The organism is Mammaliicoccus sp. P-M58, from assembly GCF_022386165.1.
Classification (GTDB): domain Bacteria; phylum Bacillota; class Bacilli; order Staphylococcales; family Staphylococcaceae; genus Mammaliicoccus; species Mammaliicoccus sciuri.
Genome location: NZ_JAJNJI010000007.1, coordinates 78318 through 90226, shown reverse-complemented (window position 1 = coordinate 90226; position 11909 = coordinate 78318). Strand labels below are relative to the sequence as shown.

The following is an 11909-nucleotide window of genomic DNA, read 5'->3' as shown; positions in this document are numbered from 1 at the left end:
ACTTCCTTAATAATAACTTATTGTTTTTCTTTTAATAATTCTGCTGGTACTTCTGTTTCATCTAAAAATGCTGTACAACCTCTAATTACCGCTTTTTCACCGATTGCTGAAAGGATATTTGATACTGATTTTGAAAATAGGCTAGATAATAAATTCATGATAATGTTTCCTCCTCTTTGTAAAATATAGGTAATAGTGATACTGCTTCAAAGATTAATCCTAAACATATCAATTGTTGATAGGGTTCTTTAAGGAATAAAGTTAATACTATCAAAATTGTTGCTGCTAGGATTGATCTTAGTTTAAGTCCTTTTTTCCATTTGCCTAATATTGGGTGTTTCTTTGTTTGCATTGGTGCGTACTTTATAATGATAAGATAACCGACTAACGCTATGGCTAAGAATGGCCAGTAGGGTATGTTGGTATTTAAGATTATGAGTGGTGCAACGACAAACATGATTAGGCTTTGTATCGTACATAGAAATGTGGACTTAGCGTGCGCGCCAAACGCGAAATATCGAATGGCAAAATAACTAAGATGTACAATAAGTGTGTATAAAAATATATGGCATAGAAGGGCAGCGCCGTATATAACTATGGTCTTCATCATATTCCCTACAAATACTTCTAGTCCATACTTTACCTTTAAATAACTAACATGATCTAGATTATTTGAATTTTGAAGACTTGTAGCAATTTTATCTATTTGTGTTTGGACAGGTTGATACATAGCGCCCCTCCTTCATTATGATTATAGAACAAATTGATTTACATTTTACTTCTTTTGCCTAACTGTATTATTTCAATGCCTAACTGTTTGAATTTATAATATATTTGTATTTTAACATAATTTTAATGCAGTTAAGAACTTAAATTGACGACTTAGGGAAAATATAAAATTCTATTATTGAAATACTATAATATATTTAGTGAATATTTAATTTTTTATGATAAATTAAAAAGTTTAAATATAAAGGAGGATCCTTTATGGCAGGCGATATCGTCAATGCTATTTGTAGTATTTTTAATTGGTTAGTGGAACTTTTTAATGGGTTGTTTACTTAAATATCTGCTGTGTTTGATACGTGGTTATTCATATAATAAATATTTTAACGTGTACCATTTGGTATGCGTTTTTATTATAGTTATTGAGCGTTTTCATGTAGAATGATATTAAAGAACAAATTAGGGAGGAATTTAATTTTATGAAAACGAAAGGTTATATTGGAAGTTATACGAAGAAAGAAGGAAAAGGGATTTATCGTTTTGATGTTGATGAGAATGATCAAACAATCGAGAAGGTTGAAGTTGGTTATGAAGTTGAAGCATCTACATATTTAACACAACATGGTCAATTTTTATACGCTATTAAAAGGGATGGCGATGATTGTGGTGTTGCAAGTTTTAATATTAATGATGATGGTAGCTTAACATATATAAATGATTGCTTAGCTTCTCAAGAAGGAACAGGCTGTTATATTTCAGTTTCTGAAGACGGTCAATATTTATTTGAAGCTGTTTATGGAAGTGGTTATGTAAGACTTTATAAATTAAACGATGAAAATGGTGAAATTATTGAGTTAATAGATGTGTATAAAGGTGAAGGTCATGGACCTAATGAAGCAAGACAAGAGGGTAGCCATATACACTTTGCAGAACAGACACCAGATTTAGATTATATCGTTACAGTTGATTTAGGTGCAGATGTGATTAGAACATTTAAATTCTCTGATGAAGGATTGGAATTATATGAAACATTAGAAGTTCAAGCTGGAAGTGGTCCAAGACATATTGCGTTCCATCCAAGTGGCGTTTACGCATACTTAGTGAATGAACTTAGCAATACGATTCAAGTGTTGTCATATAAAAATGGTGTGTTTGCAACAATCAGTCCAGCACTATTAACGATTCCAGAAGACTTTGATTTAAACTCACAAGTTGCTGCTGTTAGATTAAGTCATGATGGACAGTTTATTTATGTTTCTAATAGAGGACATAATAGTATAGCTGTTTATAAAATATTAGGTGATGGTGCAAATGTTGAATTAGTTGAAATTGTAACGAGTGGTGGAACATGGCCAAGAGATTTAAATATTACACCAAGTGATTCGTTTATAGTTGTTGCACATGAACATTCATATAATTTAGTATTATTTAGTCGAAATAAAGAAACTGGTAAGCTGACAGAAATAGAGAACGAACAAAAAGCTGCAGAAGGCGTTTGTGTTCAATTTATATAATGGTAGGTGATGAACGTTGAAAATAGCACTATATCAGATGCATGTAATACCTGGAGAGCCTGAAAAAAATATTGAAAAAATTAATCAATGGTTAGATGAATTGGATGATGAAATTGACATAGCAGTGTTACCTGAAATGTGGAACACTTCTTATCGATTAAATGAGTTAACCGAACTTGCTGATGAAGACGGTCAAAGAATTTTACCTTTCTTAGAGCGAAAAGCAAAAGAAATCCATAAACATATTGTGGCTGGTTCAATTGCATATAAAAAGGGAAATGAAATTTATAATCGAACAATTGTCGTCAATAATGAAGGTAAGTGCATTAATACTTACGATAAAGCACATCTCGTGCCAATGTTTAATGAGCATCATTTCTTAACTTCAGGAAGTAAGAAATCAACTGTATATGAGTTAGATGAAATAGAGATGGGAACGATTATTTGTTATGATTTAAGATTCCCAGAATTAACGCGTTCATTAGCCTTAGAAGATGCAAAAGTAATTTTTGTTCCGGCACAATGGCCGAAATCAAGAATTGATCATTGGAAAGTATTATTACGTGCTAGAGCAATTGAGAACCAAGTTTATATGGTTGCTTGTAATAGTGTGGGGGCTTGTGATGATAATGAATTTGGTGGGCACAGTTTAGCATATGCTCCAGATGGAACACTAATCGATAGTTTATACTATGAAGAAGATACATTAATCGTTGATATAGACTTTGAATCGCAAGAAAAAATTCGTGAAGCCATTCCTATTTTCAATAGTTTAAGAACAGATTTATATTAGGTAGATGTAGTTAGAGACTGGGATATTATATGATATTCCAGTCTCTAATTTTTTTCTTAGAATTGTCTTATTGAACATTTTTAGAAAAAGTATAAAATCAATTATAAGACAGAAAATCGTAAAGGCATGGAGATGATTTATTTGGAAAGTAATGTAGCAGTCCAATTTAAAAAAGTAGAGTATGAAATAGACCAGTCTCGTATTTTAAAAGGTGTTACAGGTGACATTTATAAAGGTAAACTCACTTCTATAATCGGCCCATCAGGTGCAGGGAAATCAACACTGCTCTCTTTAATTAATTTGTTGAAGTCTAGTACAAGTGGCGAAATATTAATTGATCAACAATCTATTCAAACTTATAATCCAATGGAACTTAGAAGAAAAGTACAGTTAGTTTCTCAAGAAGCAACGATGATTAAAGGAACAGTAAAAGATAATTTAGAACTACCATTAATACTTCAAAATAAAAAAATGACAGATGAAGAAGCTAAATATTATTTGAAGATAGTCGATTTACCAGAAACTTTTTTGAATAAAAATAGTAAAGAATTATCAGGTGGAGAAAAACAAAAGTTATCACTTGCACGATCACTAGTTAATAAACCTAAAGTGATATTGCTAGATGAAGTGACTTCGGCATTAGATAGAAACTCAAAGCGTGCAATTGAACAGCTATTACAAAAAATTATTAAAGAACACGAAGTTACGATGATATGGATTACACATGATATTAATCAAGCTTTTAGAATGAGCGATTACATATGGGTTATGATAAATGGAGAAGTTGAACTAGCTGATACAGTTGAAAATGTTAAAAATTCAGAACAACCAAACGTCAGAAGCTTTATAGGAGAAAAATTAATATGAGTATAACATCAATCGTGTTAATGTTTGTTTTTATTATTATTCCAATAGTAATTTCGAAAAGTTTTAATTTAGGATTAGAGAAAGATACTTTAATTGCAGCTATTCGATCATTTGTTCAACTGTTAATAGTAGGGTATATTTTACAATTTATATTTGATCAAGAAAGCCATATTTTTATCATTTTAATGGTCATGCTTATAATAGGTGCGGCAACACAAAATGCGCGAAAAAAAGGTTTGGAAATACCAGGCATCACATGGAAATTATTACTGGCTTTTGTAGCAATAGAAGTCATTACACAAGGTATCTTATTAGGGTTTAAAATTACGCCACCAACAGCACAATACATCATACCAATAAGTGGCATGATTGTTGGTAATGCGATGGTTTTAAGTATCTTGTTCTTAAATAGATTTATGTCAGAAGTTAAACAAAATGAAAATGTGATAGAGCTTGTTCTATGTTTGGGAGGTACACCTAAACAAGCAATACATAAGCAACTGATCACTTCTATACAGTCTAGTGTTATACCAACTATAGAACAACAAAAGACAATTGGCCTTGTGCAATTACCAGGTATGATGAGTGGTCAAATCATTGGTGGGGCAGATCCAATTGAAGCGGTACTCTTTCAAATATTAATCGTATTTATGTTATTAACAAGTGCTACAATGACGAGTGTGATATTAGGCTTCTTGTCATATCCAACTTTATTTAATAAAAAGCAGCAACTCATTGAAAGTCAGTATAAATAAAAATAAGCATGTGGTTAAGACATAAATGAATGTCTATACCATATGCTTATTTTATATGCTTAAATTTAATTGTGTGGCCCTCAGTAACACTTCTGTATTACTTTTTAAACATGGCTCTAACGTATTTAGCTTTTCCTTTATAAGGTGGGAAAAGGACGCCAGTTTCTAGTTTGGTTGTTTTAAACATGATGCTCTTTTCATTGCTAAAGAGTTCAAATGAAGCTTTGCCATGATATTTACCAATTCCTGAATGACCGACACCACCAAATGGTAAGTTATGGTTACCTAAATGTAAAAGTGTATCATTGATACAACCGCCACCGAATGATATTCTTCTTACGACTTCATCAGTATGATTTTCGTCTTCACTAAATAAATATAGTGATAGTGGCTTTGGTTTATTCTTTATAAATTGAATGGCGTCACCGAATGCTTCATACGTCATAATAGGTAATATTGGACCAAAGATTTCGTCTTCCATTAGAATATCATCAAATTTAACATTATCGACAATAGTCGGTTCTACATATCGGTTATCTCTGTCCGAGCTACCTCCGTAGACAATATCTCCATTAGTTTGATTAAGTAAATTCACTAATCGATCTGTATGACGATCATTTACGATACGGCCATAATCTTCACTATTTTGTGCTGTTGATGTATAAAACTCTCGAATAGTTGTTTGAATCGCTTTAATGAATTGTTGTTTAATCGATGCGTCGATGATGATATAATCTGGCGCGACACATGTTTGACCGGCATTAATAAATTTACCAAATGCTATTCTTTCTGCTGCTACTTTAATATTTGCAGTCTTATCAACAATTGCTGGACTCTTTCCACCTAATTCAAGTGCTACCGGAATAAGTTGTTTACTAGCTTGTTCGTACACAATTTGTCCAACTTTAGTAGAGCCAGTAAAGAATATAAAGTCGAATGGGTAAGTTAACAGTTCTTCAGTTACAGTTTGGTCGCCAGTTATACAAGATACATATGAAGGATTAAATGCTTCTTGTATAATTTTTTCTATTACAACACTAACATTTGGTGTAAGTTCTGAAGGTTTGATAATAGCACAATTTCCAGCAGCAATAGCACCAATTAAAGGTTCTATAACAAGTTGAAACGGATAATTGAACGGACCGATGATTAAGACTGTGCCATATGGTTCGTTAATTGTATAACTTTTACCTGGAAATAAAAATACAGGTGTATTCACGTTTCTTTTACTTGCTAAACTCTTGACTTCTTTTAGCATGAAAGAGATACTTTTGTAAATGTAACCAATTTCAGTAGCATAAGATTCAACAGAATTTTTGCCTAAATCTTGTTGCAATGCTGAAATTAAGGCACTTTCATTTGTTTTAATAGATTTTCTTAGTGCTCTTAACTGTTTTTTTCTGAATTTAATATCTTTTGTTACATCACTATCAAAAAGTGATTGTAAGTTTTCGAATTGAGTCGCGATAGTCAATATGGATGTCTCCTTTATACTTCTATTGTTTATATTTTAACAATAGTTATAATTAAAAGCGAAGTGTTTATTTATGAAATTTTTATTTTAAAAAAATAACGAAAAGGTGAAATAATATGAGATTTGGATTTATAGGTACCAACTGGATAAGTGATAAATTTATAGAGAATGGTTTAGAAGTTGAATCGTTTGAACCTTATGCTGTCTATTCACGAACTGAAGAAAGAGCAGACTATTATAAGGAGAAGCATCAACTTACTGAAACGTTCACAGATTTAGAGTTATTTTGTCAATCACCTAATTTTGAAGCGGTATATATAGCATCACCAAATGCGTTTCATTTTGAACAAGCAGAAATAGCGATTAAAAATAAAAAACACGTCTTAATCGAAAAGCCAGCGACAATTGTTCAAGAACAATTTGAAGCATTATCTAAACTTGCTTATGAATATAATGTCACTGTAATGGAAGCGATGAAATCAACATTATTACTGCCATTTGTAGAATTTACAAATGATCTTATTGATATTGGAGAAATTAGATATGCTGATTTTCATTATCACCAATATTCTTCAAGATATGATAACTATAAAAAAGGTATCATAGAAAATGCTTTTAAACCTGAGTTAGGGAACGGCGCTTTAATGGACTTAGGTGTTTATGCAGTAGCTCCGATGATACATTTGTTTGGTATGCCACAAAGTATTAAAGCAAATGGTTTTAAATTAGATACTGGAGCAGATGGACAAGGTAATGCAATATTGGATTATCATACTTTCCAAGCAACGATTAGTTATTCAAAAATATGTGACCGCCCCAGCCCTTCAGAAATAGTAGGGGAAAATGGTTATGTATTAATTGATAAAATAAGTGCTCCTTCAAATATTAAAGTATTTAATAGAGAAGGGGTATTACAGAAAGAATATAATAATGATTCACCGTTAACGATGAAAGATGAAATAATTGAATTTATTAATTGTGTACAGAATCATAAAGTCGAGTCATCTATTAATACACATCAAAGATCATTAGAAACGATTAAAGTATTAGATGAAATTAGACAGCAAATTGGAGTTCAATTTAATGTCTAAAAAGTACTTCATCATTACGGCTGTAATCATTATCGTTTTACTGCTAGTCGTGGCATTTGTACCATTTAAACAAAATCCATCTTCGACATCAAGAGTGGTCGTTGATCACTTTAATCATAAGTATGCATTTCCGAGTTGTTATGACTACGAAAAAGCATCAAATTATATTGATGAAGTAACATATAAAGATGCTCAAGATTTAAAATATCCAGCTATGAATACGTGCACAGAAGAAAAAGCAAAGCCTCAATATAAATCATTGCTTAAACGGTTATTAGAAAGTACAGAAATATAAAAAATCCTGAAGAAATGATATCATTTCTTCAGGATTTTTTAATTATTTCTTTAATACATCATGTGTGCTTTCATCTTTAGTCATAACATCTTTAACATACGGACAAACTGGATCAATTACTTTCTCTTCAGATCTTGCTTTTTCAATAACAACATCAACTAATTTTCTAGCAATACCTTGTCCTCGTAATGAAGGATCTACAAATGTATGATCGACTACAAGTGTCTTGCCATCTAAGTTTTGATACGTGATTTCCGCTTCAAAATCATTCTCAGAATTGCCTACATAAAATTTGTTTGTACCTTGTTTGATTTCCATTTAAAGCACACTCCTTATAAATTATTTACCTAATAATTCATCAATAGGTGGAACGACTTGTTTTTTACGAGAAACAACGCCAGGTAATACAGCGACATTTCCATTTAATTCCGTGTTGAATGCTTTTGTTACGACTTGTTGTTCTTTACCTAAAGCAATAGCAGTTGAGTCACTGTTTAAGATATCTGTAATAACAAATACAAATAAGTCATATTGTTCTTTAGCAATAATTGCGTTTATTTCATTTTCAACGTCTTCTTGAATTTCAAGAACTTCATTTACATCAACAGTATTAACTTGTGCAATACGTACGACTTTATCACCCATGTTGAATGATTTAGCATCCATATTTAAAAGGAATTTAGGTGATTTACCTTTTACTGAAGCTCCTGCTTTTAACATTTCTAAACCATATTCATTTAAATCAACATTGGCAATTTTAGCTAATGCTTCACAAGCTTGTTTATCTTGTTCTGTGCATGTTGGTGATTTAAATAGTAATGTATCAGAGATAATAGCTGAAATCATAAGACCAGCAATTTCAGGTTTAATTTCAACACCATTTTCTTCATACATTTTTTTAAGGATTGTAGTCGTACAACCAACTGGTTCAGCTCTGTAATATAATGGTGCTGCTGTTTCAAAATTACTGATACGGTGGTGATCAACAACCATTGTAATTGTAGCATCTGTAATATCATCTGCACTTTGTTGGAATTCATTGTGATCGACTAAAATAACGTTTTTGTCTTTTAAAGGTGTTTCTAATAATGCAGGTGCTTGAACTTTGAAATAATCCAACGCAAATTGTGTTTCATCAGAAACGTCTCCAAGTCTTGCAGCTTGAACGTCATTTCCAAGTTCTTTTTGTAAATCTTCCATTACTAATGCTGAAGCAATTGTATCTGTGTCAGGATTCTTATGTCCAAATATAAATGTGTTTACCAATGTAAATTCTCCTTTTGCTTTGAATATTCTGTCACTTTATTTTAACATGAACATCTTGTCTATTCTACAACTGCGCCTATACTATTTTCAAAATGTGTAAGCGCCCAATCGTGTCCAGCTTGATTAAAAGAAGCGACACAATTCTTCGGAATAATAATATGATAATTTAAATTGTACGCATCGACAGCAGTATGTAACACACAAATATCTGTACAAACGCCGACAATTTCAACAGTATCAATATGTCGTTCTCTTAATAAACTATCAAGATTTGTACCGAAAAATGCACTATATCTTGTCTTATCTATCCAAAATACGTGATTAGAATGTTTAATTGAATCGTATTGAGGCTTTAATGAGTTATATAAATTTCTACCTTCTGTACCTACGATATTATGAGGTGGAAATAATTTTGTTTCAGGATGATATGGATCATTCTCATGGTGATAGTCCATTAAATAAAAAATTAAATCTTCATTCGAGTTGTATGTTTCGATTTTATGGTGAATATTTTGTTCAATTTCTTGACCAGGTTCTCCGCATGTTAACTTACCATCTGACGCAACGAAATCATTTGAATAATCAACGATAATGAGTGCTTTCTTCAATTATATTCCCCCTAATTGTTTATAAAATGTTTTCAGTGTAATATAAATATACATGCAAGTATACGCTATATTAAGGTGGTTATGAAGTATGAAGCATATTGTTAATGTAAATCGTTATGGTGCTAAAGGTGGTTGTGGATTAACGGATACAATTGGTATTCAATTAGCTTTATTACAAGCTAAGAAAGGGCCAGTAACAGTTTATATACCTAAAGGTGTTTATCATATTATTTATGAATTAGTGATATATGAACATACAACGCTTATTTTACATGATGAAGCTGTATTAATCAGAAAATCGCCTACAGCTATGCTGAAAAACGGACATAGATTGAAAAAATACTATGGCTACGACGGTCATGGTAATATCAATATTATCGGTGGGACATTTGATGCGTATGGACATACAAATAATACAAATAACACAATCATGTCTATTGGTCATGCACGCAATATTCAAATACATAATGTGACATTTAAGAATGTTGTAGGTGGGCATGCGATTGATGCATGTGGCTTAGACGGATTTTATGTAAATGAATGTAAGTTTCTTGGTTTCCGTGACGATAGTGGAACGAGATTATTTAGTGAAGCAGTTCAAATAGATATTCAAACTGAAGGAGCATTTCCTAAATTTGGTGCAACAGATGGTACGATAACTAAAAATGCACTGATTGAAAACTGTTATTTCGGAAATTCAGGTGATCCAAACATGTTACCTTGGAATAGAGCAGTTGGATCTCATGCAAGTATGTATGATGTGTTTTATGAGAATATAAATATTCAACATAATACTTTTGAAGGATTAGGGGATTTCGCAGTTACTTTATTAAAAGCGAAAGATTCATCCGTTACACACAATCAATTTATAAATTGTGAGGGTGGTATTCGATATTTAGCTGTACCAACAGGTAAATATTCATTAGATATCCATAAATTAAATAGAGGCGGACAAGCAGGGTCAACTATATTGATAGGTGATAATACATTTAAAGATATTAAAAGTAAACCAAGTATTTTAATTAAAAGTTATGAAGACGTTATGAATAAAGATATTTATATTTATAATAATCATTTTGAAGGAGAATCTTCAAATAATATTAAATTCATTAAGACGACAGATATTTATTTATACAACAACCGTAATTTAAGCAATATCAAACAAGATCAAGTTGAGAACCTTACTCATATATAATTAAAATGGAGGATATGATGAATAGCATAGACCGTTATATTGAACAAATTGATGAAAAGAAAAAAGAAACATATATTCATTTGCTAAATACAATCAAAACGCATTTACCACCTGGCTATGAACTAGTCATGCAATACGGTATGCCGACATTTGTAGTACCTTTAGATAAATATCCAAAAGGTTATTTAAATAGAGCAGATGAACCACTTCCATTCATTAGTCTTGGTGTTCAAAAAAATCATATTGCCTTATATCATATGGGGTTATATGGGATGAATGAATTGAAAGAATGGTTTGAGAATAGATACAGAGAACAAGTACCAACTAAATTAAATATGGGGAAAAGTTGTATTAGATTTACAAACAATAAAAACATACCCTTTACTTTAATAGGCGAGTTGAGTGAAAAAGTCACTGTAGATGAATGGATACAAAAATATGAATCAGGACATAGAAATCAAAAATAAAACGCTTCTGGGATTATAATTCCCAGAGGCGTTAATTTATGTAATTCGTTTATCAAAATTACCTAGAACTTTTACATTAAAGTCTAATGTTTTTAGAATTGTGATTACTTTCTTCATTTCTACATCTTCAGCGCTACAATCTGCTTGAACAAAGAAATGATACATACCGAGTTGTGTCTTGAGTGGTCGAGATTCAATCCATGATAAGTTAATATTAAATAAAGCAAATGTGTTTAATATACTAGCTAATAGTCCTGGTTTATCTTGGTCAGGTGTAATTAACAAAATACTATCTGTTGCTTTTTCAACATGTTTTTCTTGCGCTGATAAAATCAAAAATCTTGTTGTATTATGTGGATAGTCTTCAATGTGTTCATATAATGCTTCAACATCGACATTAGATTTTTCTAAACCAATTGGTGCAATTGCGCCAGTATGTGCATCTATTTCATCTAAACTTTGAACGGTACTGTCAGAATATCTGTATGCAAAGTTATGATTTTTAATAAATTTAGATGTTTGATTGATTGCTGGGGCAATAGAAACAACTTCTTTAATATCTTCTAATTTTGCGCCTTTTTGAACATAAAGAGAAAATGATATATCTAGATGTAATTCGTCTATAACGTGGATTTTCTGTTCAGTTAATGAATCGGCAATGATGTTGATTGTACCTTCGATAGAATTTTCAATTGGGGCTATTGCGATGTTTTCTGGGTCAGCTTCAATTGCTTTAACCACTTCGTATAAATTTGACTTAGGAATATATTCAGTGATTTCATCTAGCTTATATTTAAGTGCTGCCATATGTGAAAATGTACCTAATGGTCCTAAATAATATAACTTCATAAATGACTT

General features: G+C 31.4%; 15 protein-coding genes. 8 read left to right on the top strand and 7 right to left on the bottom strand.

The annotated features are described in order from the left end of the window. Positions 1-17 precede the first annotated feature (17 nt). Positions 18-158, bottom strand: coding sequence for a cyclic lactone autoinducer peptide AgrD (gene agrD, locus LQ694_RS09440; RefSeq protein WP_075578463.1), 141 nt, complete (start codon positions 156-158; stop codon positions 18-20). Then, entirely contained in the window at positions 155-730 is a 576-nt protein-coding gene (locus LQ694_RS09435) for an accessory gene regulator AgrB (protein ID WP_218697358.1), read from the bottom strand. The genes agrD and LQ694_RS09435 overlap by 4 nt, the downstream gene beginning before the upstream one ends. A gap of 475 nt (positions 731-1205) precedes the next feature. Here LQ694_RS09435 and pglS point away from each other — a divergent pair, with 475 nt between their 5' ends. From pglS to LQ694_RS09415, 4 genes are all read left to right on the top strand, one after another. Next, positions 1206-2240, top strand: a complete 1035-nt coding sequence (gene pglS / locus LQ694_RS09430; protein WP_058611157.1) for a 6-phosphogluconolactonase — start codon at positions 1206-1208, stop codon at positions 2238-2240. Positions 2241-2256: 16 nt separating this feature from the next. Next, positions 2257-3033 carry a carbon-nitrogen family hydrolase gene (locus LQ694_RS09425; protein WP_058611156.1) on the top strand — a complete coding sequence of 259 codons (777 nt, stop codon included), beginning with the start codon at positions 2257-2259 and terminating at the stop codon, positions 3031-3033. A 141-nt stretch (positions 3034-3174) separates the two neighbouring features. Then, positions 3175-3900, top strand: coding sequence for an ABC transporter ATP-binding protein (locus LQ694_RS09420; RefSeq protein WP_081046961.1), 726 nt, complete (start codon positions 3175-3177; stop codon positions 3898-3900). Continuing rightward, the gene (locus LQ694_RS09415; protein WP_048540633.1) at positions 3897-4655 is read left to right on the top strand and encodes an ABC transporter permease; all 759 of its coding nucleotides are present in this window, start codon (positions 3897-3899) and stop codon (positions 4653-4655) included. Before LQ694_RS09420 ends, LQ694_RS09415 begins: the two co-directional genes overlap by 4 nt. Positions 4656-4752: 97 nt before the next feature. Here LQ694_RS09415 and LQ694_RS09410 read toward each other — a convergent pair whose 3' ends face one another. Further along, positions 4753-6132, bottom strand: coding sequence for an aldehyde dehydrogenase (locus LQ694_RS09410; protein ID WP_070373388.1), 1380 nt, complete (start codon positions 6130-6132; stop codon positions 4753-4755). Between the two features lie 113 nt (positions 6133-6245). Between LQ694_RS09410 and LQ694_RS09405 the strand changes: the two genes are divergently transcribed. Further along, positions 6246-7220, top strand: coding sequence for a Gfo/Idh/MocA family protein (locus tag LQ694_RS09405; protein ID WP_096792072.1), 975 nt, complete (start codon positions 6246-6248; stop codon positions 7218-7220). After that, positions 7213-7515: a hypothetical protein gene (locus LQ694_RS09400; RefSeq protein WP_058611152.1), complete on the top strand. Its 303-nt coding sequence runs from the start codon at positions 7213-7215 to the stop codon at positions 7513-7515. The genes LQ694_RS09405 and LQ694_RS09400 overlap by 8 nt, the downstream gene beginning before the upstream one ends. Positions 7516-7557: 42 nt before the next feature. Here LQ694_RS09400 and LQ694_RS09395 read toward each other — a convergent pair whose 3' ends face one another. From LQ694_RS09395 to LQ694_RS09385, 3 genes are read right to left on the bottom strand one after another with little or no spacing between them, the layout of a single operon-like run. Next, positions 7558-7833, bottom strand: coding sequence for a GNAT family N-acetyltransferase (locus tag LQ694_RS09395; protein ID WP_058611151.1), 276 nt, complete (start codon positions 7831-7833; stop codon positions 7558-7560). Positions 7834-7854: 21 nt separating this feature from the next. Beyond that, complete coding sequence (locus LQ694_RS09390) at positions 7855-8781, bottom strand: manganese-dependent inorganic pyrophosphatase (protein ID WP_231493141.1); 927 nt, start codon at positions 8779-8781, stop codon at positions 7855-7857. A 59-nt stretch (positions 8782-8840) separates the two neighbouring features. Continuing rightward, positions 8841-9389, bottom strand: a complete 549-nt coding sequence (locus LQ694_RS09385) for a cysteine hydrolase family protein (RefSeq protein WP_049320417.1) — start codon at positions 9387-9389, stop codon at positions 8841-8843. Positions 9390-9477: 88 nt separating this feature from the next. On the opposite strand from LQ694_RS09385, the gene LQ694_RS09380 reads away from it, so the two are divergent. Together LQ694_RS09380 and LQ694_RS09375 are read left to right on the top strand one after the other, a co-directional pair. Next, on the top strand, positions 9478-10584 hold the full coding sequence (locus LQ694_RS09380) for a glycoside hydrolase family protein (RefSeq protein ID WP_058611149.1): 1107 nt from the start codon (positions 9478-9480) through the stop codon (positions 10582-10584). 17 nt (positions 10585-10601) lie between these two features. Further along, positions 10602-11051, top strand: coding sequence for a DUF1801 domain-containing protein (locus LQ694_RS09375; RefSeq protein WP_096792074.1), 450 nt, complete (start codon positions 10602-10604; stop codon positions 11049-11051). 36 nt (positions 11052-11087) lie between these two features. Here LQ694_RS09375 and LQ694_RS09370 read toward each other — a convergent pair whose 3' ends face one another. Next, positions 11088-11900 (bottom strand): prephenate dehydratase, encoded by an 813-nt coding sequence (locus LQ694_RS09370; RefSeq protein ID WP_096792075.1) that lies wholly within the window; start codon positions 11898-11900, stop codon positions 11088-11090. Positions 11901-11909 lie beyond the last annotated feature (9 nt).

What these genes read in the sequence shown, in the direction of transcription:
- agrD (WP_075578463.1), bottom strand. Translation starts at nt 158, where the DNA reads ATGAATTTATTATCTAGCCTATTTTCAAAATCAGTATCAAATATCCTT.
- LQ694_RS09435 (WP_218697358.1), bottom strand. Translation starts at nt 730, where the DNA reads ATGTATCAACCTGTCCAAACACAAATAGATAAAATTGCTACAAGTCTT.
- pglS (WP_058611157.1), top strand. Translation starts at nt 1,206, where the DNA reads ATGAAAACGAAAGGTTATATTGGAAGTTATACGAAGAAAGAAGGAAAA.
- LQ694_RS09415 (WP_048540633.1), top strand. Translation starts at nt 3,897, where the DNA reads ATGAGTATAACATCAATCGTGTTAATGTTTGTTTTTATTATTATTCCA.
- LQ694_RS09405 (WP_096792072.1), top strand. Translation starts at nt 6,246, where the DNA reads ATGAGATTTGGATTTATAGGTACCAACTGGATAAGTGATAAATTTATA.
- LQ694_RS09400 (WP_058611152.1), top strand. Translation starts at nt 7,213, where the DNA reads ATGTCTAAAAAGTACTTCATCATTACGGCTGTAATCATTATCGTTTTA.
- LQ694_RS09395 (WP_058611151.1), bottom strand. Translation starts at nt 7,833, where the DNA reads ATGGAAATCAAACAAGGTACAAACAAATTTTATGTAGGCAATTCTGAG.
- LQ694_RS09380 (WP_058611149.1), top strand. Translation starts at nt 9,478, where the DNA reads ATGAAGCATATTGTTAATGTAAATCGTTATGGTGCTAAAGGTGGTTGT.
- LQ694_RS09375 (WP_096792074.1), top strand. Translation starts at nt 10,602, where the DNA reads ATGAATAGCATAGACCGTTATATTGAACAAATTGATGAAAAGAAAAAA.
- LQ694_RS09370 (WP_096792075.1), bottom strand. Translation starts at nt 11,900, where the DNA reads ATGAAGTTATATTATTTAGGACCATTAGGTACATTTTCACATATGGCA.